The following is a 23139-nucleotide window of genomic DNA, read 5'->3' as shown; positions in this document are numbered from 1 at the left end:
AGGTGGAAAAAATTCTCAGCTGTGCCTGATTAACCCTGTCCACCATTCCGGTGCATCTCACTCTGACCCTAATTGTTGGGCTATTGCTTGGAAGGGACAGCGAGACGGCGGTTGCACCCGCTTGCCATTTGCGACACACTGTCCGGGTTTGTTCGAGACCCTCCTTTGCCCGGGACGGCAGAGTTGCACTTGACTGATAGCTAAAATCAATCAAGAATATCGAATCAATCAATTTCACAAACGGCGGGCAGGGCGGTAGACTGCTTGTCATACGTTTCATCAACCCCCAAACAGGAGATTACATGTCCCTCATCAACACCCAGATCAAGCCGTTCAAAGCCACCGCTTACCACAACGGCAAGTTCATCGACCTGACCGAAGAGAACTTCAAGGGTACCTGGTCGGTGGTGATGTTCTACCCGGCCGACTTCACCTTCGTCTGCCCGACCGAACTGGAAGATCTGGCCGCATTCCAGCCGGAATTCGAAAAGCTGGGCGTCAATGTGTACGGCGTGTCGACCGACAGCCACTTCGCCCACAAGGCATGGCACGACACCTCGGAAGCGATCAAGAAAGTGAACTACCCGCTGATCGGCGACCCAACCGGCGTCCTGTCGCGTAACTTCGAAGTCATGATCGAAGAAGAAGGCATGGCACTGCGCGGCACCTTCGTGATCAATCCAGAAGGCCAGATCAAGATCATGGAAGTGCACGACAACGGCATCGGCCGCGACGCTTCGGAACTGATGCGCAAAGTCAAGGCAGCCCAGTACGTCGCTTCGCACCCAGGCGAAGTCTGCCCAGCCAAGTGGACCGAAGGCGCAGAAACCCTGACCCCGTCGCTGGACCTGGTCGGCAAGATCTAAGCAGTAAGGTAGTAGTCAAGTAGCACCCGTGACGGGCCGCTGCGGCGGCCCGTTGTACGCCCGGCCTGTATAGAATTCAAGTCAAATAGAATCAAAGGAAAAACATCATGCTGGACGCAACCCTCAAGAAACAGTTGCAAGCCTATCTGGAAAAAGTGGTGCAGCCGATCGAGCTGGTTGCAGCGCTGGATGATTCGCCGAAATCGCGCGAAATGGACGAGCTGCTCAATGAGATCGCAGCCCTGTCCGACAAGATCACCGTTCGCCAGGAAGCCAACGAGCGCACCCCGTCGTTCGCGATCAACCGCGTCGGCACCGATATCGGCGTGCGTTTCGCCGGCATCCCGCTGGGCCACGAATTCACCTCGCTGGTGCTGGCCCTGCTGCATGTCGGCGGCCACACCATCAAGCTGGAACAATCCGTCATCGACCAGATCGCAGCCCTGGACGGCGACTACGTTTTCGAGACCTACATCTCGCTGTCGTGCCATAACTGCCCTGAAGTCGTGCAGGCACTGAACACGATGTCGGTCATCAACCCGCGCATCAAGGTCGTGACGATCGATGGCGGCGTCTTCAAGAAGGAAGTGGAAGACAAGCAGATCCTGGCCGTGCCGATGATGTTCCTCAATGGCCAGCATTTCGGCCAGGGCCGCACCAACGTCGAAGAGATCCTGTCGAAGATCGACGTCAAGGGCGGTGAGCGCAAGGCTGCCGAACTGAGCCAGAAAGACCCGTTCGACGTGCTGATCGTCGGCGGCGGCCCCGCCGGCGCGGCAGCCGCGATCTACGCCGCCCGCAAGGGCATCCGTACCGGCGTGCTGGCCGACCGCTTCGGCGGCCAGGTGCTGGACACCCTCGCGATCGAGAACTTCGTGTCGTTGAAGGCCACCGACGGTCCGAAGTTCGCCGTCGCCCTCGAAGAGCACGTCAAGGAATACGACGTCGATATCATGAACACCCAGCGCGCCAGCAAGCTGGTGGGCGGAAAAATGATCGAAGTGCATACCGAGACCGGCGCGGTGCTCAAGTCGAAGTCGGTGATTATCGCCACCGGCGCCCGCTGGCGCGAGATCAACGTGCCGGGCGAGAAAGAGTACAAGAACCACGGCGTGGCGTACTGCCCGCACTGCGATGGCCCGCTGTTCAAGGGCAAGCGTGTGTCGGTGATCGGCGGCGGCAACTCCGGCGTCGAGGCGGCGATCGACCTGGCGGGCATCGTCAAGGAAGTGACCCTGATCGAATACGGCAATGAGCTGCGCGCCGATGCGGTCCTGCAACGCAAGCTGTACTCGCTGCCGAACGTTAAGGTGATCAAGTCGGCCCAGACCACCGAGATCCACGGCGACGGCAAGATCGTCAACGGCCTGAGCTACAAGGACCGCACCACTGGCGAACTGCACAAGCTGGAGCTGGAAGGCGTGTTCGTGCAGATCGGCCTGGTGCCGAACGCCGAATGGCTCAAGGGCACGATCGACCTGTCGGCACACGGCGAGATCGAAGTCGACGCCCGCGGCCACACTTCGCTGCCAGGCGTGTTCGCCGCCGGCGACGTGACCACGGTGCCTTTCAAGCAGATCGTGATCGCCGTGGGAGAGGGCGCCAAGGCATCGCTGGCCGCCTTCGATCACCTGATTCGCCTGCCGGTGGAAGAGGAAGAGCAGAAAGCTGCTTGATGACTGGAGCGGGCCATGCGGCCCGCTACGTCAACAAAATGAACGCCGTCTTCCACTGGAAGGCGGCGTTTTTTTAGGCGCTGTCATCGTTACCTGTTGATGACCCCGAATGCAATACGCAGCAATTGCTCGACAGAAGTGACTCGGCCGCCATCGAGCGCCCAATGCCAGCCCAGGTAGTTGGGTAACCAGCGTGACGCCACGCCATGAAAGCGCGCAAGCCATTCTTTGAAGCGCCGGTGATAGGCGTTCACATTCTGAACGTGGATGGCGCCCTCGGCGCCTTTGCGGACGCGTTCGCCAGCGCTGAGATTGACGGCCTGGTGGGCGATGCCATGGGCACGGGCGAAGGCGGGATAGGCGGCGTTGGCATCGGTGACCAGCAGCGCCTGGGGATCGAGTTTCGGCAGCAGGTGCCTGACCAGTTGGGTCACCTTCAGGGCGCCGCGTCCGGTCACGGCGTCGATGGTCTGCCCGCTGCGGTCGCGCGCTACCAGGATGCAGTCGAGGTGATGCGAAATCCCGCGCAGGGCAGCCCTGCCGCCACGCTTGCGCGGCTTGCGATCGAGCTTGCGTGCCCCTTTCTGCGATTCGAGCAGGAACATTTCGTCGGCCTCGACGATGCCTGCCAGGCGCTCGGGCCGGTCGTCCTTGACCCGGTCGAGAAAGCGATGGCGCCAGCGAAACGTGGTGTTGGGGTGCACGCCGACACGCTTGGCCGCAGAGCGGACTGTGCGGGAATCGAGGACCGTGTCCAGATAATCGAGCCACTTGCCCTTGTGCCTGAGCCGCGCCAGCGGCATGCCGGTCAGGTCGTTGAAGGTGCGTCCGCACGCGCAACAGCGAAAGCGTTGCAGGTCGTTGGCCTGGCCATGCCGGTGGCAACGATCGCAGCCGCAATCCGGGCAGCACCGCCCCTTTGACCGGATCTCGTCGATGAGGGCAACCACCCGGTCGAGCCCGGCAGCCGGATGCAGGGCGGCGAGCACCAGCTGGCGCTGCGGCTGGTTGAGTTGAGGCAGCTGGGCGAACAGCTTCTCAAACTTCGGCGCTTTCATCGTGCGCTCCCGATCGATGACGACCAGGATTGGACCGCGGATCAGCTCAGCAGTTCAATGCTCATCCATATCTAACGATGACAGCGCCTTTTTTTATGCAATGGGAATCAGTGGAACGAGAACAGCAACGCCGACGACAGCGCGCCGGACTCCAGGAGAAACCAGGTGGCCGCGCTGGCAAGGGCCAGGTGGACTGCGGTCCAGGTCATAGGGCGGCGGGACATGATGGTTCTCCTGAAGATGGCGGGGCTGTGATTGATGGTCACAATAGTAAATGTCTAGCTGGACACCCGGCATCGGTCAAATATCCGTCTAGTTGTAGGACTAAACCTTGTCGAGAATTTGTGTCGCACAATTGACACAATGAGCAGTAGCACCTGCCTATAACGTGACGACCCCGCCAAACGTTGACCTCCTACGCCTGAAGTAGGTGGCGTCCTATAGTCGAGTTGTCGCCGTACTAATAAAGTCGGCGTCATGACCCGACACGACCCCACCCTCATGCACCGCGGCCTGCTCGCCGTGCGCCGCAATACCATCCGACGCCTCCTGAACGCCGTGTTCGGTCTCGCGCAGCTGCGCGAAGGCCAGCAGCGCGTGATCGACAGCGTACTCGACGGCAAGGACACCCTGGCCATCATGCCCACCGGCGGCGGCAAGTCGCTGTGTTACCAGATCCCGGCCAAGATGCTGGAGGGGATCACGGTCGTTGTCTCCCCGCTCATCTCCCTCATGAAAGACCAGCTGGAGAAGCTGGAAGAGATCGGCATCCGCTCGGTCCAGGTCAACAGCAGCCTGTGCGCGGAAGAAGAACACGCCGCGCTCGAAGCGATTGCCAACGAATCGTGCGAAATCGTGTTCTGCACCCCCGAACGCCTGGTCTCGCCCGAATTCATTGCAGTGCTGCGCAAGGTCACGCTCGACATCGTCGTGATCGACGAGGCGCACTGCATCTCGCAATGGGGTCACGACTTCCGCCCCGCCTATATCGGCCTGGCCGCCGCGATCGAGGCGATCGGCCGCCCGCCGGTGCTGGCACTCACGGCCACCGCCACCGACGAGGTGATCGCCGACATCGGCAAGCAGCTGGGCCGCAAGCTGAACGTGATCAATACCGGCATCTACCGGCCCAATCTGCATTACCGCGTGCGGCAAGTCACCAGCGCCAAAGAGAAATACCAGGAGGCGCTGCGCCTGGTGCAGGAGACACCGGGCGTGGGCATCGTGTATGCCGCCACCGTCAAGGTGGCCGAGGAGATGCTGGCCGTGCTCGAAGAAGCCGGCGAATCGGTCACCCTGTACCACGGCAAGCTGTCTTCCGCCGAACGAAAAATGAACCAGGACCTGTTCATGGAAGGCGAGCGGCGCGTGATGGTGGCCACCAATGCCTTCGGCATGGGCATCGACAAGAGCGATACCCGCTTCGTGGTCCACCTGCAGATCCCGGCCAACCTCGAATCGTATTACCAGGAATCGGGCCGCGCCGGTCGCGACGGCCTGGACGCCGAATGCACGCTGCTGTTCCTGCAGGACGACAAGCGCATCCAGCAGTTCTTCCTGGTCAAGCACTATCCCGATGCGCAAGAACTGCAACTGGTGCACGAGACCGTACGCACCCTGGCCAAGGAGGGCGCTGTCACCGGCCGCCGCCTCGAGGACGCGCTGGAAGACATCGCCGACGCCAATATCAAGGTCTGCCTCAAGCTGCTCAAGGACGCCAAGCTGGTGCGCCAGAACCGCAAGCTGGACTACCTGCCCAGCGCGGGCGAGCCGCGTCCCGGCGTGTATGCGCGCCTGGCCCAGGTGTATGTCCAGAAGCAGGAGCGCGACAAGGAAGCGCTGGAGCAGATGGTCGGCTACGCCGTCAGCGGCTTTTGCCGCTGGAAGCTGCTGCTCGATTACTTCGGCGACCACGCGCCCGGTTTTGAAAGCTGCTGCAAGTGCGACAACTGCCTGAACCCGCCGGCGATGAGCCTCTCCGAAGACATCGCGATCCGCGACGACGAATTCGATCGTGAGCCGGCTGAAGAAACTTTGATGCCGAAGTTCGAGGTCGGCGCGCGCGCCAGGTCGGCCAAGTATGGCGACGGGGTGGTGGTCGCCATCGCCGGCGAGCAGGTGACGGTCGACTTCCCGGATGGGGAAAGCCGCAGCTTCATGGCCGATTTCCTCGATCAGGTAGCCACGTAAAGGATGCCGATGGGAGACATGGTCGTCGTCCGCAAGGAGGGGCTGTACTGCGTGCCAGGGGATTTCTATATCGATCCATGGCGGCCGGTGGCGCGCGCCGTCATCACGCATGCCCATGGCGACCACGCGCGCGTCGGCCATGGCCACTACCTGGCGGCGGCGCCCGGCATCGGCGTGCTCAAGTCGCGGCTGGGCGATATCTCGGTCGATGCGCTCGATTACGGCGAAAAGATCGTCCACAACGGCGTGACGATCTCGCTGCACCCGGCCGGCCATGTGCTGGGGTCAAGCCAGGTGCGCATGGAATGCGGCGGCGAAGTATGGGTGGCGTCGGGCGACTACAAGGTCGAACCGGATAAAACCTGCGCGCCGTTCGAGCCGGTGCGCTGCGACACCTTCATCACCGAATCGACCTTCGGCCTGCCGATCTACCGCTGGCAGCCGGAAGCCCAGCTGATGGAAGAGATCAACACCTGGTGGCGCAAGAATGCGGAAGAGGGTCGCTGCAGCGTGGTGTTCGCCTATTCCTTCGGCAAGGCGCAGCGCATCCTGGCGGGGCTCGATCCGTCGATCGGCCCGATTGTCTGCCATGGCTCGGTCGAGCCGCTCAACCGTGCGTATCGCGCGGAAGGCGTCGACATCCCGCCGACGGTGCTGGTCACCGATATCGAGAAGGCGGCGCTGCGGCGCGCGCTGGTGGTGGCGCCGCCGTCCGCCAGCGGCTCGACGTGGATGAAGCGCTTCGGCGACTACAGCGATTCCTTCGCCAGCGGCTGGATGCTGCTGCGCGGCGCACGGCGCCGGCGCGGCGTCGACCGCGGCTTCGTGTTGTCCGACCATGCCGACTGGCCCGGGCTGATGAGCGCCATCAAGGCAACCGAGGCCCAGCGCGTGATCGTGACCCACGGCTCGATCCCGACCCTGGTGCGCTGGCTGTGCCAGAACGGGCTGGATGCGTCGGGCTTCGAGACCGAATACGGCGATGAGGAAGACGATGACGCAGTAGAGAAGCCATCGCCACCGGCAGCAGGAGACACCAATGCGTGAATTCGCGCGCCTGTACGCTGACCTCGATGAAACTACGTCGACCACCCGCAAGCTCTACGCGCTGCAGGGCTACTTCGCCAATGCCGCGCCCGAGAACGCCGCCTGGGCGGTCTATTTCCTGGCCGGCGGCAAGCCGCGGCAGGCGGTGCCGACCAAGCTGCTGCGCCAGTTCGCCATCGAATACGCGGCACTTGACGAATGGCTGTTCGACGAGTCCTATCATGCGGTGGGCGACTTCGCCGAGACCATCGCCCACATCCTGCCGCCGCCCACCGAACGCTCAGACGTCGGGCTGGCCGAATGGATGGAAGAACGCATCGGCCCCTTGCGCGGCGCCGATCCCGGCCGCATCCGCGAAGCCTTGTTCACGTACTGGAACGAGCTGGATTGGCGCGAGCGCTTCCTGCTGGTGAAGCTGATCGGCGGGGGCTTCCGGGTCGGCGTCTCGAAACTGCTCGTCACGCGTGCGCTGGCCGCGATCGCGGCGGTCGACAGCAAATTGATCGCCCAGCGCCTGATGGGCTGGACCGATGGCCGCGTGAAACCGACCGCGGCAGGCTTCCTTCAGCTGATCGCCGAGCAATCGGATGAAGAACACAAGCTGCGCGGCGGCCAACCCTACCCCTTCTTCCTGTCGCACCAGCTCAATGGCGACCCGGCCAGCCTGGGCGAGCTCGATGACTGGCTGGTCGAGTGGAAGTACGACGGCATCCGCGCCCAACTGGTGCGGCGCGACGGCCAGAATTTTTTATGGTCGCGCGGCGAAGACCTGATCACCGAGCGCTTTCCCGAGCTGGCGGCGACGCGCCTGCCCGACGGGATGGTGCTCGACGGCGAGGTGCTGATCTGGCAGCCCGGGTCGAGCATGCCGTCGCCTTTCGCCGACCTGCAGAAGCGCATCGGCCGCAAGACCCTGTCCGCCAAGCTGCTGGGCGAATTGCCGGCGGTGCTGTGCTGCTACGACCTGCTGGAGCTCGACGGCGTCGACCTGCGCGGCCTGCCGCAGCACGAGCGGCGTGCGCTGCTCGAAGTGGAGGTCGCGAAGCTCGACCAGCCGCAGTTGCGCCTGTCGCCGCTAGTCCATGCCGATAGCTGGGAAGCGCTGGCGACCCTGCGCGCCGGCTCGCGCGCGCTCAGCGTCGAGGGCATGATGCTCAAGTCGCGCACGGCGCAATATGGCGTCGGCCGCACCAAGGACGTGGGCACGTGGTGGAAGTGGAAGATCGACCCTTACGCCATCGACGCCGTGCTGCTGTACGCCCAGCCAGGCAGCGGCCGGCGCGCCTCGCTCTACACCGACTACACTTTTGCGGTGTGGGACGGGGCAGGAGCAGAGCGCAAGCTGGTGCCGTTCGCGAAAGCGTATTCGGGCCTGACCGACGCCGAGATCGCCCAGGTCGACAACACCATCCGGCGCACGACCATCGAGAAATTCGGTCCGGTGCGTTCGGTCAAGCCGACCATGGTGTTCGAGATCGGCTTCGAGGGCATTGCCCTGTCGCCGCGCCACAAGGCGGGGATCGCGGTGCGCTTTCCGCGCATCCTGCGCCGGCGCACCGACAAGCCGGTCGAAGAAGCCGATACGCTCGACACGCTCAAGGGCTTGCTGGAGGCGGCCACCGCATGAGTCGTAATCCAGTAAGCACCCGCATCGACGCATGGTTGTCCAGCCGCGGCTGGACCGCCTTTCCATTCCAGCGTGCGGTGTGGAAGGCCGCACTGAAGGGCGAATCTGGCCTGCTGCATGCGAATACCGGTGCCGGCAAGACCTTTGCCGTCTGGTTCGCGGCCCTGCAGCGCGCCGGCTTGGAGACGGGAAGGGCCAGGGCGGGCCTGCGCGTGCTGTGGATCACGCCGATGCGCGCGCTGGCGGCCGACACCCAGCGCGCGCTCGAGGATTCGGTCGCCGAGCTGCTGCCCGAATGGCGCATCGGCGCACGCACCGGCGACACCAAGCCGGCCGAGCGGGCGCGCCAGGCGCGCAGCATGCCGGCGGCCCTGGTGACGACGCCCGAGAGCCTGACGCTCATGATCAGCAATGCCGCCGCCCATGAACAATTTCGGCACCTCGACATGATCATCGTCGACGAGTGGCATGAGCTGATGGGCAGCAAGCGCGGCGTGCAGGTGCAGCTGGCGCTGGCAAGATTGCGGCGCTGGCGCCCCGAGCTGCTGGTGTGGGGCGTGTCGGCCACGATGGGCAACCTCGACCTGGCGCGCCAGGTGCTGCTGGGAGGCGAGGAGGGCAGCAATGCGGGCGTCCTGGTCGAAGGCGACACGCGCAAGAAAATCGTGGTCGACTGCCTGATCCCCGAGAACGTCTCGCGCTTTCCCTGGGGCGGCCACCTGGGCCTGCAGATGCTGCAGCCGGTGATCAATGAGATCGAGGGGCACGAGGCGACCCTGGTGTTTACCAACACCCGCTCGCAGGCCGAGATCTGGTACCAGAACATCCTGGAGGCGCGGCCCGACTGGGCCGGCGTGATCGCGCTGCACCATGGCTCGCTCGACCGCGAGGTGCGCGAGTGGGTCGAACTGGGTCTCAAGAGCGGCATATTGAAGGCGGTGATCTGCACCGCCAGCCTCGATCTTGGCGTGGACTTTTTGCCGGTCGAGCGCGTGCTGCAGATCGGCAGCGCCAAGGGCATCGCGCGCCTGCTGCAGCGGGCCGGCCGCAGCGGCCATGCGCCGGGCCGCGTCTCGCGCGTGACCCTGGTGCCGACCAATAGCCTGGAACTTCTGGAAGCGGCCGGCGCGAAAAAGGCGGTGGCTGCGCGCCGCATCGAAGGCCGCTACGTGCCGAATAAACCGTTCGACGTGCTGGTGCAGCACCTGGTGACGGTGGCGCTGGGCGGGGGCTTTCGTTCCGAAGAGCTGTACGAGGAAGTGCGGCAGGCCTGGTCCTACCGCCAACTGACCCTTGACGAATGGCAGTGGGCGCTCGACTTCGTCGCGCGCGGCGGCCAGAGCCTGACCGTGTATCCCGAATACCGCCGCGTGCTGCCGGACGACGAGGGCGTCTACCGCGTGCCCGACAGCGCCATCGGCCGCCGCCACCGGATGGGCATCGGCACCATCATGTCCGACGCCACGATCCAGGTGAAATACATGAGCGGCGGGCGCATTGGCAGCGTGGAGGAATCCTTCATCTCGCGCCTGAAGCCCGGCGACCGCTTCCTGTTCGGCGGACGCATCCTGGAATTCGTGCGCGTGCACGAGCTGACCGCTTTTGTAAAGCGCGCCACCGGCTCCCGCGGCGCGATCGCGCGCTGGCAGGGCGCCAAGATGCCGATGTCGAACGAGCTGGCCCACGCCGCGCTCGAAGAGCTGCGCCTGGCCGACCAGGGCGTGTTCGACGGTCCCGAGATGCGCGCCATCGAGCCTTTGATCGCGATTCAACAACGCTGGTCGGCGCTGCCCACGAGCGAGGTGCTGGTGCTCGAGTCGATGAAGAGCCGCGAAGGCTACCACCTGTTCGTGTATCCGTTCGCGGGTCGCTCGGTGCATATGGGCCTGGCCTCGCTGATCGCGTTTCGCGTCGGCCGCGCGCAGCCGATCACGTTTTCGATCGCCATCAACGACTACGGTTTCGAGCTGATGGCGCCCGAGCCGGTCGACTGGGCGGGCATGTTCGACACGCCGACGGGCGCCGGCGTGGATCTGTTCGATACCGACCGCCTGCTGGAAGACGTGATCGACAGCCTGAACGCGACCCAGCTGTCGCAGCAGCGCTTTCGCGAGGTGGCGCGGATCGCCGGCCTGGTGTTCTCGGGCTATCCCGGGCAGCCGAAGTCGAACCGCCAGTTGCAAGCCTCGTCTTCGCTGTTCTTCGAGGTGTTTCGCAAGCACGATGCCGGCAACCTGCTCCTGACCCAGGCCGAGCGCGAGGTGATGGAGCAGGAGCTGGAGCTGACGCGCCTGCGCGACACGCTGACCGAGCTGCACGCGCGGAGGATCGCCTATCGCGAGGTGAAACGTGCGACGCCATTCGGGTTTGCCCTGATGGTCGAACGCTTCCGCGAAAAGGTCAGCACCGAGAAACTCAATGACCGCGTGGCGCGCATGCTGCGCGAACTCGAGAAGGCGGCGGCATGAGCGGCGTCATGGTGGAGGTGGCCGGCGAATCGCTCCTGCTGTTGCCGGAGAAGGCCATCTATTGGCCGCGCGAGCGGATGCTGATCATTGCCGATATCCACTTCGGCAAGGCAGCCGCATTCCGTGCGCTCGGGGTGCCGGTACCGCGCGGCACGACCTCGGAAAACCTGGCCGGTCTCGACGCCCTGGTGGCGGCGCACGACGTGCGCCAAGTCGCCTTCCTGGGAGACTTCTTGCATGCGCGCGCCGCCCACGCCAGCTCGACCCAGCTGGCGATGCTGGCCTGGCGCGGACGCCATCCCGATCTGGCCTTGATGCTGGTGCGCGGCAACCACGACCTGCACGCGGGCGATCCGGCGGCGGCGCTGGGAATGGGGTTGGTGGACGAGCCGCATGCGATCGGACCGTTTTCCTTCTGCCACCATCCCGGCGTCGACGCGCCAGGCTATGGCCTGGCAGGCCACGTGCATCCGGTATATGTGCTGGCGACGCGTTTCGACGCGCTGCGCCTGCCGTGTTTCGTCGTCGGCGAGCAGGGATTGATCCTGCCATCCTTCGGTGCGTTCACCGGCGGCCACGCGGTCAAGCCGGGGCCGGGCGACCACATCTATGTGACGTCGGGCGACGCCGTCCACGCCGTCTGTTAGCCCATGCTTGCCGTTGGTTCGTAACCGTACGGACCTTACTTTTTCACCGGGGTACTGTCTGTCTGGATCGAAGGCGGTGTCATGCCGTCCCGCTAATTTGTAGGATATTGGGAGATTGCCATGAAAAAACGCATCCTGATGTGTTCCCTGGTGGCGGCCCTGGCGCCGGCCGGCATGCTGCTGGCGACGAGCAGCACGGCCCTGGCGCAGACGGCGCCGCAGAGCCGCACCGTGACGCCCGCCATCGAAGGCTTCCACGTCGAAAAAGTGCCACGCCTGGAGCAGGGTGCCGCCTTGCACTTTCATGTGTACGGGACCCGGAACGCCACGGTGAACGTGACCATCGACGGCGCCACCCGCGGCGCCCAGATGCAGGAAACCGACCCCGGCCGGTACAGCGGCAGCTATGTGATCGGCAACCACGACCGCTTCCAGCCCGACAGCCCGGTGACCGCAGAGATGCGGCTGGGCAGCCAGATCGCGACCACCGTGCTGCGTGACGGCCTGGTGAATGGCGCCGCAGCGCAGGCGCAGTCGCAAGAGTCGGTGCGGCAGCTGGCGTCGAAGGATACCGGTGTCGTCAGCGCGGCCCCGGGCGCCGCGCCGCCGCCACCGCCGCGCACGACCGAGCGGCCACGTGTGGCGCGTTATTGCACCAGCTGTGCGGTCGTCGAGAAGATCGAGATCGTGCGTGAGGCAACCGGGGCCGCGCGGCCGCTGGCCAGCGACGTGCAGGCCGCTCAGCGGTATCGGGTGACGGTGCGCTTCGATACGACCGAAGCGACCCAGGCGATCGAGTATGACAACAATCCGGGATATCGCAAGGGAGACCGGGTGCGTGTGAACGATGGGGTGTTGTCGCTGGACAAAGAATAGTGACGGAGTCAAAAACGGCCACTAGCAATAGCACGTCGTTCCCGCGCAGGCGCGAACCTAAGTAGCTTGCATCGCCGGGACGCTGGCAACCTTAGGTTCCCGCCTGCGCGGGAACGACGGTCTTGGGGCTAACTAATGTGGAGACACCGCAGCTCAAAACGTTGGCTCAAACCGTTGCCAGCACCTGGTCATCACCAGGCTGATCGAGCTCGGCCTTCTGCTTGGCGGCGCCCTTGGTGCGCGAACGCGAGGGTGGCAGGCGGCGCAGGGTCTTGAGTGCTTCGGCATCCTTGATGCCGATGGTGCGCTGGTCGACGGTGATCAGGCCGATTTCGTTGAAAGCCGACAAGGTGCGGCTGACGGTCTCGAGCGTGAGGCCGAGGTAGCTGCCGATCTCGTGGCGCGTCATGCGCAGGTTGAACAGCTTGCTGGAATAACCCATCGCGGCGAAGCGGTCGGCCAGCGAGACCAGGAAGCGGGCCACGCGCGCCTCGGCCGACAGGGCGCCGAGCATGCCGATCATGGTCTGCTCGCGCACCAGTTCGCGGCTCATCACGCCGTACATCATGTTCTCGAGTTCGCTGTGGACGCGACCCAGTGCTGTCAGTTTCTTGAACGGCAGCAGGATCAGGTCGCAGTCGGACAGGGCCACGGCCTCGGAGGCATAGTGGCGGGTGTGGATGCCATCGACGCCGAGCATATCGCCCTTCATGGGGAAGCTCAGCACCTGTTCATTGCCGAATTCGTCGATCAGCACCGTCTTGAGGAAGCCCGAGTTGACGATGTACAGGGTGTCGAAGGCCTGGCCGATCGTGTGCACGCGCTGCCCCGTCTTGAACTGCACATGCTGGAACAGCAATTCTTCGGAGCTCACCGACACGCTGGCTGGAATACGGAGCAGGTCGCACACTTCTTTCAGGTTGGACCAGAGGCGACCCTGGCGCTGCCGTCCCGCTTCCATCGGGGAATGCAGGGTAGGCTGGGTAACGTTGCGTTGATCTGACGGTGGCTGGGACTGCATGCTCATCTCCGGTAAGGGAACTCAGGTTTCACGCGATCCCGGCGGCACGGCAGTGCGGTAGCGCGTCTGCCATGCCATGGTTTTATATGGCTGACGCCGTGACTTGGATCGCAAGCAAGTCGAAACGCTGAATTCAGTATGCCAACACGAGTCCGGCACGAATATCAGCGTTGCCTGAATATGTAGGTAGGACAGATGGTGCGGTCGTAGGAATACTCCTACCACCAAGAACGCTGCACGAATGGCGGAAGGTGGCAGAACGGAAACAGACGGGGTGTGACGCGGTGGCGGAGCCAGCCGGGGATATGGGGCATGCGCCGCACGAAAACCACGCGCGGCGGTCAAAGAAAATCAGCGTGTCACGCCTTTAGTGGCGACAACAGGCGGTGTGCGACGGCATATTGCACCATCTCGGACAGCGAGCTCATGCCCATTTTCTGCATGATGCGGGTCTTGTGGGTGCTGACGGTTTTTACCGACAGGTGCAGGCCGTTGGCGATCTCGGTGATCGACTTGCCGCTCACCAAAAGCGAAAATACCTCGAATTCGCGGTCTGACAACTGCTTGTGCAACAATTGTTCGCTTGGCGCCATGATGTTCAGCGCCAATTGTTCGGCTACTTCGGTACTGATGTAGGGACGCCCAGAGGCGACCTTGCGGATCGCTCCCACCAGCTGCGTGCCCGCGCTTTCCTTGGTGAGATAGCCCTGGGCGCCGGCCCGGATCGCGCGCACCGCGTACTGCTCTTCCTCGTGCATGGTGAGGATCAGGATGGCCAGCTTGGGCGCCTCGCTGCGCACCTGCCGGATCAGGTCGACGCCGCTGCGGCCGGGCATGGACAGGTCGAGCAGCAGCAGGTCGAAGCCGCCATGGCGTACCAGCGACAATACTTCGAAGCCATTGGTGGCTTCGCCCACGATGTCGACTTCCTCGGCGCCGTCCAGGATGCGCTTGAGGCCCTCGCGCATGATCGTGTGGTCATCGGCGATGACGATTCTTACCATTATCGATTCCCTTGAACCTGAAGCGGTTTCCTACCCTGGATCAGCGAAAAAACTATTGTAGCCGTAAATACACGGGCGCGGGGTGGCGGGGTCAAGAAGCCGCCGGTTCGGCGATCAGGCGGTGCACCAGCACCGGCTTGGTCGTGTGCGACAACACCTTGTTGGTGACGCTGCCCAGCAGTAGCTGGTTCCAGCCGCTGCGGCCGTGCGAGCCCATGAAGATCAGGTCGCAACCTTCCTGCTCGGCGACATCGACGATCTTGAGCGCCGCCGAATCGGAAAACGCCGTCATGCACTGGCAGTGGAGGAGAGCGCTGGCGCAGGAGCGGGTGATCTTGCCCATGTATTCCTCGCCCATGCGCCGCATCTGGGCGATGTATTCCTCTTCGCTCGGGTAGGCGGGCGGGATGATCTCGACGTACACGGGATACTGGTACTCGGGGGCGACGAACAGGGCCAGCACCTCGGCGCCCATCTGTTGCGCAAATTTGACGCCGGCGCAGGCGGTGTGCTGCGACACGGCCGAACCGTCGGTGGTGATCAGGATCTTGCGGTACATGGTTGGTTCCTCCTACTTGGCCACGCACATTCAGACGACACAGTGCAGGATGGCGATTTCTGAGACGCAAACAGTTGAGTTCCATCAAATGAACGCAAGCTGCCGCGATGCGACACTAAACCTGGAAAACTGACCTGCGATTACAAAATACAACACCGACCTTATTAAAAGCATCAGGAACACCCGGTTTTAATTGTCGCGGAATTAAGTTTCCTTGTCCATTTTGTTGCATTGCCTTCTCTGAGATTTACCTACGGCAACCACGCTGCTACACTCGCTTCAATTACTCCACCGAAACTTAACCGGCCTAACCGGCCCGGTGGACGCAGCAGAACCCCCGGATTGCAGAGCTGATTGCTCATTTATACATTATGGAGAAGCAGGGATTATGACCGACGCCGCTGACGATTTCGACGCACTATTCGAGGAAGTGGCGGCGCAGCGCACCAGCGCACCGCCCGGCCCCTCCGCAGCGACCGAGCCGGCCCCGGCCGCCGCCAGCAACGACGAGGACGACCTGGAATCCTTGTTCGACCAGGTATCGGCCACCGCCGCCCCGGCCGTCGCCGCCGTGGCTGCCACCGCTGTCGTCGCCACTGTCGCGCCGGCGGCGCCCGCAGCCGCACCGGCCGAGGATAGCCACGAAGGCGGCATGTTCGAACGCCTGGGCGGCATCGTCCGCCTGCTGCACGACTCGCTGCGCGAACTGGGTTACGACAAGGCGCTGACCGAGGCGTCGTCGCAGATCGTCGACGCCCAGGACCGCCTGGAATACGTCGCCACCCTGACCGAACAGGCCGCCAACAAGGTGCTCAACACCCTGGACGAGGGCATGCCGGCGCAAGACCAGCTGCAAAAGCAGGCCAAGGACATGGAAACCCGCTGGGCCGACCTGTTCGAAGGCAGGATGAGCCTGGACGAGTTCAAGGCCCTGGCTGGCGATTCGCGCCAGTTCGCGGCGCGCGTCAATGAAGCGACCGAAGCCGAGCGCGCACGCCTGCTCGAGATCATGATGGCCCAGGACTTCCAGGACATCACCGGTCAGCTGATCAAGAAGGTCGTCAAGATCACGCAGACCGTCGAGAGCGAGCTGGCCCAGCTGCTGCGCGACAACGCGCCTCCTGATGTCAAGGAAAAGCTGGCCAAGAAAGAACAGGAGCAGCCTGCGCCCGTGCAACTGATGCAGGGCCCATCGGTGCCGGATGCGGCGCTGAACCAGGACAATGTTGACGATCTACTTGCCGATCTGGGATTCTAATGGACGATATGCTGAAGGATTTCGTCGTCGAGGCGATGGATCTGGCGGTAAACGTAGAAGAGCACCTGCTGCGCCTCGAACGCGACCCCGAGAATAAGGAAACGCTGAACGCGGTGTTCCGGTCGTTCCACACGATCAAGGGCGGCGCCGGCTTCATGGGCCTGCCCGCGCTGGTGGCGGCCTGCCACCTGACCGAGAACCTGTTCGACGCGCTGCGCACCGGCGCCGCGCCGGTGACGCCGCTCGCGATCGAAGCGGCGCTGCAGGCTTCGGGCTTCGTGGCCGACCAGCTCGGTGACCTGAACAACGGCACGCCGCCGGAAGGCCTGGCGCAGATGCCGGGCGACCTCGAGCGCATCCTGATGGACGCGATCGAAGGCAAGGACAATGCGCCGGCGCCTGCCGCCGCCGCGCCGGTCGCTCCCGCCCCGGTCGCGACCGCCGCGCCGGCCGTGGTTGCGGCCCCGGCTGCGACCGATGCCGATGGCCTCGATTGGGCCGGCATGTACAACGCTGTGGTGCCGGCGGCGAACGCCATCGGCGCCAACGCCGATGTTGCCGCTGCGCCGGTCGTTGTTGCGGTCGCGGCCGTGGCAGCGGCGCCCGCACCGGCTGCCGCTGCGCCCGCTGCACCTGCCGCTGGCGGAAAGAACTGGGACGGCGTCGAGCGCCGCACCGATAACAAGCCTGCCGTTGCCGCACCGGCCAAGGACGAGAGCATCCGTATCGACGCCGTCAAGCTCGACGCGCTGCTCGAAGTGGCCGGCGAATCGGTGCAGGCCGCCAACCAGGCCGCGGTGCTGCTGGAGCGCCTGCAGCAGTTCAAGTTCGAAGGCCAGGCTGCGGTGCTGATCGCCACGCTCACCGAGACCCTCGAGCGCGCTTCGCGCTACTCGGCCGAGCTGCAGCGCGCCACGCTCGCGACCCGCATGCAGCCGGTGGGCCGCCTGTTCCAGAAATTCCCGCGCCTGGTGCGCGAGTTGGCGAAAGACCTCGGCAAGGACGTCGAGCTGACCATCGAAGGCGCCGAGACCGAAGTCGACCGCGTGGTGGTGGACAGCCTGTACGATCCGCTGGTGCACATGCTCAGGAACGCCCTGGACCACGGTATCGAGGCGCCTGAAGCGCGCGTCGCCGCCGGCAAGCCGGCCAAGGCGTACATCCTGCTGAAGGCCTGGCAGGAAGCGAACAGCGTCATGATCGTGCTGCAGGACGACGGCAAGGGCATGGACCCGGTCGTCCTGCGCAAGAAAGCGGTCGACAAGGGCCTGATCGGCGAGAACGGCGCCCAGAGCGATGAAGACGCCTATCAGCTGGTGTTCCTGCCGGGCTTCTCGACCAAGGAAGTGGCTTCCTCGGTGTCGGGCCGCGGCGTCGGCATGGACGTGGTGAAAACGGCGGTCGAGAAGAACCGCGGCGCAATCCGCATCGAATCCTCGCTGGGTAAAGGCACGCGCTTCGCGATCCGCCTGCCGATCGAGCTGTCGATCGTGCCGACCATGCTGGTGTCGACCTCGGGTGCGCAACTGGCGCTGCCGATGGCCGTCGTCGAGCGCGTGGTCGAGCTGCCGGACGATTTCGCCTGCGTCGGCGGCGCCCCGGTGCTGAAAGACCAGGGCCGCCCACTGCCGGTGCGTTCGCTGGCGCTGGCGCTGGGCTACGAGGCTGCTTCGGAGAAGGTGGGCATCGTCATCAACGCGCCGCAGCCTTACATCCTGGCGATGGAAGCGGTGGACGGCACGGCCGACCTGGTGATCAAGCCGATGACCGCGCTGACGGTCGAAGGCATCACCGGCACCGCGCGTTCGGCCGAGGGCGAACTGGTGCTGGTGGTTGGCCTGTCGTTCCTCATGGACGGGTGCAGGAGCAGCGTGCGCCTGGCTGCATAAAAAGCGACGCTTATCGCCGCTTGCGCCAAAAGCGCAGACAAAAGCCTGTGTTTGTGACACGGGCTTTTTTTATTTGCATCCAGCAAACCCCTTGCAAATATTATTTGCTGCGTGGTAAGGTCGTTGGCATAAACGTGCGTCGCCCCGGCTTGGTGCGGCACTGCACAATTATGGCATAATCGAAAACCCGGTCTCGACAGACCGTGCACCATCTCACCGCAACACTGGATCGACCATGCAAAAAACGCTCTACGACAAACTCTGGGATTCCCATGTCGTGCGTGCCGACGCCGATGGCACCACAGTCCTCTATATCGACCGCCACCTGGTGCACGAAGTCACCAGTCCGCAAGCCTTCGACGGCCTGCGCGAAGCGGGTCGTGGACTATGGCGCGTGTCCGCGAACCTGGCCGTGGCCGACCACAACGTGCCGACCACCGACCGCGGGCAAGGCATCGCGGATCCGACCTCGCGCCTGCAGGTCGAGACGCTCGACGCCAACACCAAGGCCTTCGGCCTGACGTATTTCGACATGAACGACAAGCGCCAGGGCATCGTGCACGTGATCGGGCCTGAGCAGGGCGCGACCCTGCCGGGCATGACCGTCGTCTGCGGCGATTCGCACACCTCGACCCACGGCGCCTTCGGCTGCCTGGCGCACGGCATCGGCACCTCGGAAGTCGAACATGTGCTGGCCACGCAAACCCTGCTGGCCAAGAAATCGAAATCGATGCTGGTCAAGGTCGAGGGCGAACTCAATCCCGGCGTGACCGCCAAGGACATCGTACTGGCCGTGATCGGCCGGATCGGCACCGCCGGCGGCACCGGTTACGCCATTGAATTCGGCGGTTCGACCATCCGCGCGCTGTCGATGGAAGGCCGCATGACGGTCTGTAATATGGCGATCGAAGCGGGCGCACGCGCCGGCATGGTGGCGGTCGACGACACCACGATCGCCTACGTCAAGGACCGTCCGTTCTCGCCCAAGGGCGAGCAGTGGAGCCAAGCCGTCGCCTACTGGCGCACCTTGCACACGGATGACGGCGCGGCCTTCGACACCGTCGTCGAACTCGACGCGAAAGACATCCAGCCGCAGGTCACCTGGGGCACCTCGCCCGAGATGGTCACCGCGATCGACGGCCGCGTGCCCGATCCGCAAAACGAGCTTGACCCGGTGCGCCGCGGCGCGATCGAGAAGGCGCTGGCCTATATGGACCTGGCGCCGAACACCCCGATCGATGAAATCGCCATCGACAAGGTATTCATCGGCTCGTGCACCAATTCGCGCATCGAAGACCTGCGCGCCGCCGCCGAGGTGGTGCGCGGACGGCATCGCGCGGCGAATGTGAAACTGGCCATGGTGGTGCCGGGTTCGGGCCTGGTCAAGGAACAGGCCGAGCGCGAAGGGCTGGACCGCATCTTCATCGATGCCGGCTTCGAATGGCGCGAGCCGGGCTGCTCGATGTGCCTGGCGATGAACGCCGACCGGCTGGAGCCGGGCGAGCGCTGCGCCTCGACCTCGAATCGCAACTTCGAAGGCCGCCAGGGCCAGGGCGGACGCACCCACCTGGTGTCGCCGGCGATGGCGGCGGCGGCGGGGATCGCGGGCCGCTTTGTCGACGTACGTGCGCTCTGATGCGTTAACAGGACACGACCGTATATCAAGTAACAGGAAGATCATGAAAAAAGCACTCGCACTGTCCCTCATCACGGTTCTGCTGGCCGGCTGCAACACCATCTCGGGCATTGGCCGCGATGTGTCGAAAGTGGGGCAGGTCGTCACCAGCGCCGGCGGAAGGTAAATAACTAAGATCCCCGCCTGCGCGGGGATAAACTTGGGTCCCCGCCTGCGCGGGGATGACGTTGATTGGTCCCCGCGGAGCGGGGATGAGGGAAACATGGATAAATTTACCGTACACCAGGGCCTGGTGGCGCCGCTCGACCGCAACAACGTCGACACCGACGCCATCATCCCGAAGCAGTTCCTCAAATCGATCCGCCGCACCGGCTTCGGCCCGAACCTGTTCGACGAATGGCGCTACCTGGATCACGGCGAGCCGGGCCAGGATTGCAGCACCCGTCCGCTCAATCCGGACTTCGTGCTGAACCAGCCGCGCTACGCCGGCGCCTCGATCCTGCTCACTCGCAAGAACTTCGGCTGCGGCTCCTCGCGCGAGCACGCGCCGTGGGCGCTGCAACAGTATGGCTTCCGCGCCGTGGTCGCGCCGAGCTTCGCCGATATCTTCTTCAACAACTGCTTCAAGATCGGCCTGCTGCCGATCGCGCTGTCCGAAGAAGAAGTCGAGACCCTGTTCCAGGCGGTCGAAGCGAACGAAGGCTTCCAGCTCGTGATCGACCTCGAGAACAAGCGCATCGGCACCCAGGACGGCAGCCTGTCGTACGGCTTCGACATCGACGACTTCCGCAAATACTGCCTGCTCAACGGCCTGGACGACATCGGCCTGACCCTGCGCCACGCGGACGAGATCCGCGCCTTCGAGCAGCGCCACGTCGCGGCCCAGCCGTGGCTCGCCAACACCATCTGAACAAAGAAAGCAGCTCAATGAAGATTGCGATCCTGCCGGGTGACGGCATCGGCCCGGAGATCACCGCGCAAGCAGTGAAGGTATTGAACGCCCTCGGCGAACCGTTCGAGATGGAAAGCGCGGAAGTCGGCGGCGCCGGCTATGCGGCCCATGGCCATCCGCTGCCCGAAGGCACATTGACACTGGCGAAACAGGCCGATGCGGTGCTGTTCGGCGCCGTCGGCGACTACAAGTACGATACGCTCGAGCGCGCGCTGCGTCCGGAGCAGGCCATCCTCGGCCTGCGCCGCGAGTTGAACCTGTTCGCCAACCTGCGTCCGGCGATCCTGTATCCCGAGCTGGCCGGCGCCTCGACGCTCAAGCCAGAAGTGGTCTCGGGCTTGGACATCCTGATCATCCGCGAACTGACGGGCGACATCTATTTCGGCAAGCCGCGCGGCGTGCGCGAATGCCCGGATGGCCCGTTCAAGGGCCAGCGCGAAGGCTTCGACACCATGCGCTACGCCGAAGGCGAGATCCGCCGCATCGCCCACGTCGCCTTCCAGGCCGCCAGGAAACGCGGAAGCCGGGTGACCAGCGTCGACAAGGCCAATGTGCTGGAAACCTTCCAGTTCTGGCGCGACATCGTCACCGACGTGCACAAGGAATACCAGGACGTCGCACTCGAACACATGTATGTCGATAACGCGGCCATGCAGCTGGTGCGGGCGCCGAAGAAGTTCGACGTGATCGTTACTGGTAATATGTTCGGCGATATCCTGTCGGATGCGGCCGCGATGCTCACCGGTTCGATCGGCATGCTGCCGTCCGCCTCGCTCGACGCCAACAACAAAGGCTTGTACGAACCGTCGCATGGTTCGGCGCCCGACATCGCGGGGCAGGGCGTGGCCAATCCATTGGCGACGATCCTGTCGGCGGCGATGATGCTGCGCTTCTCGCTCGGCCTGCCTGACCAGGCGGACCGCATCGAGAACGCCGTCAAGCGCGTGCTGGCGCAAGGGCTGCGTACGCCGGATATTTTCGAAGCAGGTTCCACCAAGGTGGGCACCGAAGAGATGGGCAACGCGGTGGTCGCGGCGCTCGCATAAAATTAAGTTAACCCTGAGAGAAGATGATGAAATTAGTTGGTCTGGTAGGTTGGCGCGGCATGGTCGGCTCGGTTCTCATGCAGCGCATGCAAGAGGAAGGCGATTTCGACCACATCGAGCCGGTGTTCTTCACCACCTCGAATCCGGGCGGCGCCGCGCCTTCGATGGCGAAGAACGAAACCATCCTGAAAAGCGCGCTAGATGTTACCGAACTGTCGAAATGCGAGATCATCATCTCCTGCCAGGGCGGCGACTACACCAGCGAGGTGTTCCCGCAACTGCGCGCGGCCGGCTGGAACGGCTACTGGATCGACGCCGCATCGACCCTGCGCATGAACGATGACGCCGTCATCGTGCTCGACCCGGTCAACCGTTCGGTGATCGACGCCGCCTTGTCGAAAGGCGTGAAAAACTTCATCGGCGGCAACTGCACCGTGTCGTGCATGCTGATCGGCCTGGGCGGCCTGTTCGAAGCCGGCCTGGTCGAGTGGATGACCTCCATGACCTACCAGGCGGCATCGGGCGGCGGCGCCCAGCACATGCGCGAACTGCTGACCCAGTTCGGCACCATCAACAGCTCGGTGAAATCGCTGCTCGACGATCCGGCATCGGCCATCCTCGAGATCGACCGCACGGTGCTGGCGACCCAGCATGGCCTGTCGGCCGACGAAACGAAGCAGTTCGGCGTGCCGCTGGCCGGCAACCTGATCCCGTGGATCGACAAGGACCTGGGCAACGGCCAGTCGAAAGAAGAGTGGAAGGCCGGCGCCGAGACCAACAAGATCCTGGGCCGCGGCGCGCTCTTCGACAGCAAAGCCATTCCAGTGGACGGCCTGTGCGTGCGCATCGGCGCCATGCGTTGCCACTCGCAGGCACTGACCATCAAGCTCACCCGCGATGTGCCGCTGGACGAGATCAACGACATCATCGCCAAGCACAACCAGTGGGTGAAGGTGGTGCCGAACACCCGCGAAGCGTCGATGCGCGACCTCTCGCCGGCAGCCGTCACCGGCGGCCTGGGCATCCCGGTCGGCCGCCTGCGCAAGATGTCGATGGGCGACGATTACCTGTCGGCCTTCACGGTCGGCGATCAGCTGCTGTGGGGCGCGGCCGAACCGCTGCGCCGCATGCTGCGCATCGTGCTCGAGCGTTAATCCAATCTGTTGCCCCAATGGCAACTGACATGCAGTCTGAATAATGAATGCCCCGTCTACGGGGCATTCGCTTTGAAGAAGGTGCATACTCCGGTCGTCCGGGTGCGTCGAGACCTTGCGTGCTCCAGAGCATGATGTTATGTTGAGACTCCGGGAAACCGCCTT

19 protein-coding genes are annotated in these 23139 nt (G+C 64.0%); 15 read left to right on the top strand and 4 right to left on the bottom strand.

Translation table 11 applies throughout. From position 1 onward, the window contains the following. The first annotated feature begins 302 nt into the window (after window positions 1–302). Both ahpC and ahpF read left to right on the top strand, forming a co-directional pair. Entirely contained in the window at window positions 303–866 is a 564-nt protein-coding gene (ahpC, locus tag AC3A6F_RS25115; RefSeq protein ID WP_123071406.1) for an alkyl hydroperoxide reductase subunit C, read from the top strand. A gap of 107 nt (window positions 867–973) precedes the next feature. Next, window positions 974–2542: an alkyl hydroperoxide reductase subunit F gene (ahpF, locus tag AC3A6F_RS25110; protein ID WP_487686483.1), complete on the top strand. Its 1569-nt coding sequence runs from the start codon at window positions 974–976 to the stop codon at window positions 2540–2542. Window positions 2543–2631: 89 nt separating this feature from the next. Here ahpF and AC3A6F_RS25105 read toward each other — a convergent pair whose 3' ends face one another. Continuing rightward, on the bottom strand, window positions 2632–3600 hold the full coding sequence (locus AC3A6F_RS25105) for an IS1595 family transposase (protein ID WP_487686481.1): 969 nt from the start codon (window positions 3598–3600) through the stop codon (window positions 2632–2634). 477 nt (window positions 3601–4077) lie between these two features. Between AC3A6F_RS25105 and AC3A6F_RS25100 the strand changes: the two genes are divergently transcribed. The 6 genes from AC3A6F_RS25100 (at window position 4078) to AC3A6F_RS25075 (ending at window position 12455) form a co-directional block, all read left to right on the top strand. Then, complete coding sequence (locus AC3A6F_RS25100) at window positions 4078–5790, top strand: RecQ family ATP-dependent DNA helicase (protein WP_487686479.1); 1713 nt, start codon at window positions 4078–4080, stop codon at window positions 5788–5790. A gap of 9 nt (window positions 5791–5799) precedes the next feature. Then, window positions 5800–6837 carry a ligase-associated DNA damage response exonuclease gene (locus AC3A6F_RS25095; protein ID WP_487686477.1) on the top strand — a complete coding sequence of 346 codons (1038 nt, stop codon included), beginning with the start codon at window positions 5800–5802 and terminating at the stop codon, window positions 6835–6837. Further along, the gene (locus AC3A6F_RS25090; RefSeq protein WP_487686475.1) at window positions 6830–8464 is read left to right on the top strand and encodes an ATP-dependent DNA ligase; all 1635 of its coding nucleotides are present in this window, start codon (window positions 6830–6832) and stop codon (window positions 8462–8464) included. Before AC3A6F_RS25095 ends, AC3A6F_RS25090 begins: the two co-directional genes overlap by 8 nt. Further along, complete coding sequence (locus AC3A6F_RS25085) at window positions 8461–10932, top strand: ligase-associated DNA damage response DEXH box helicase (protein ID WP_487686473.1); 2472 nt, start codon at window positions 8461–8463, stop codon at window positions 10930–10932. The genes AC3A6F_RS25090 and AC3A6F_RS25085 overlap by 4 nt, the downstream gene beginning before the upstream one ends. After that, complete coding sequence (pdeM, locus tag AC3A6F_RS25080; RefSeq protein WP_487686471.1) at window positions 10929–11579, top strand: ligase-associated DNA damage response endonuclease PdeM; 651 nt, start codon at window positions 10929–10931, stop codon at window positions 11577–11579. The genes AC3A6F_RS25085 and pdeM overlap by 4 nt, the downstream gene beginning before the upstream one ends. 120 nt (window positions 11580–11699) lie before the next feature. Then, the gene (locus tag AC3A6F_RS25075; protein ID WP_487686469.1) at window positions 11700–12455 is read left to right on the top strand and encodes a hypothetical protein; all 756 of its coding nucleotides are present in this window, start codon (window positions 11700–11702) and stop codon (window positions 12453–12455) included. Window positions 12456–12621: 166 nt separating this feature from the next. On the opposite strand, the gene AC3A6F_RS25070 is transcribed toward AC3A6F_RS25075, so the two are convergent. The 3 genes from AC3A6F_RS25070 to AC3A6F_RS25060 all read right to left on the bottom strand — a co-directional run bounded on the left by AC3A6F_RS25070 (window position 12622) and on the right by AC3A6F_RS25060 (window position 15039). Continuing rightward, complete coding sequence (locus tag AC3A6F_RS25070) at window positions 12622–13416, bottom strand: Crp/Fnr family transcriptional regulator (protein ID WP_123071399.1); 795 nt, start codon at window positions 13414–13416, stop codon at window positions 12622–12624. A gap of 419 nt (window positions 13417–13835) precedes the next feature. Next, the gene (locus tag AC3A6F_RS25065) at window positions 13836–14480 is read right to left on the bottom strand and encodes a response regulator (protein ID WP_487686467.1); all 645 of its coding nucleotides are present in this window, start codon (window positions 14478–14480) and stop codon (window positions 13836–13838) included. A gap of 91 nt (window positions 14481–14571) precedes the next feature. Next, window positions 14572–15039: a universal stress protein gene (locus AC3A6F_RS25060; protein ID WP_487686465.1), complete on the bottom strand. Its 468-nt coding sequence runs from the start codon at window positions 15037–15039 to the stop codon at window positions 14572–14574. Between the two features lie 388 nt (window positions 15040–15427). Between AC3A6F_RS25060 and AC3A6F_RS25055 the strand changes: the two genes are divergently transcribed. The 7 genes from AC3A6F_RS25055 (at window position 15428) to asd (ending at window position 22974) form a co-directional block, all read left to right on the top strand. Then, window positions 15428–16297 (top strand): protein phosphatase CheZ, encoded by an 870-nt coding sequence (locus AC3A6F_RS25055; protein ID WP_487686463.1) that lies wholly within the window; start codon window positions 15428–15430, stop codon window positions 16295–16297. Further along, window positions 16297–18186, top strand: a complete 1890-nt coding sequence (locus tag AC3A6F_RS25050) for a chemotaxis protein CheA (protein ID WP_487686461.1) — start codon at window positions 16297–16299, stop codon at window positions 18184–18186. The genes AC3A6F_RS25055 and AC3A6F_RS25050 overlap by 1 nt, the downstream gene beginning before the upstream one ends. A 235-nt stretch (window positions 18187–18421) precedes the next feature. Continuing rightward, on the top strand, window positions 18422–19822 hold the full coding sequence (gene leuC / locus AC3A6F_RS25045; protein ID WP_487686459.1) for a 3-isopropylmalate dehydratase large subunit: 1401 nt from the start codon (window positions 18422–18424) through the stop codon (window positions 19820–19822). A gap of 43 nt (window positions 19823–19865) precedes the next feature. After that, window positions 19866–19988 (top strand): entericidin A/B family lipoprotein, encoded by a 123-nt coding sequence (locus AC3A6F_RS25040; protein ID WP_147937122.1) that lies wholly within the window; start codon window positions 19866–19868, stop codon window positions 19986–19988. A gap of 96 nt (window positions 19989–20084) precedes the next feature. Continuing rightward, the gene (leuD, locus tag AC3A6F_RS25035; protein ID WP_487686457.1) at window positions 20085–20732 is read left to right on the top strand and encodes a 3-isopropylmalate dehydratase small subunit; all 648 of its coding nucleotides are present in this window, start codon (window positions 20085–20087) and stop codon (window positions 20730–20732) included. 17 nt (window positions 20733–20749) lie between these two features. Then, window positions 20750–21820, top strand: coding sequence for a 3-isopropylmalate dehydrogenase (leuB, locus tag AC3A6F_RS25030; protein ID WP_487686455.1), 1071 nt, complete (start codon window positions 20750–20752; stop codon window positions 21818–21820). 26 nt (window positions 21821–21846) lie between these two features. Beyond that, entirely contained in the window at window positions 21847–22974 is a 1128-nt protein-coding gene (gene asd, locus AC3A6F_RS25025; protein ID WP_487686487.1) for an aspartate-semialdehyde dehydrogenase, read from the top strand. Window positions 22975–23139: the final 165 nt, after the last annotated feature.

This window comes from Massilia sp. Soil_C_3 (assembly GCF_057657035.1).
This window is presented reverse-complemented; position numbering and strand designations above follow the sequence as displayed.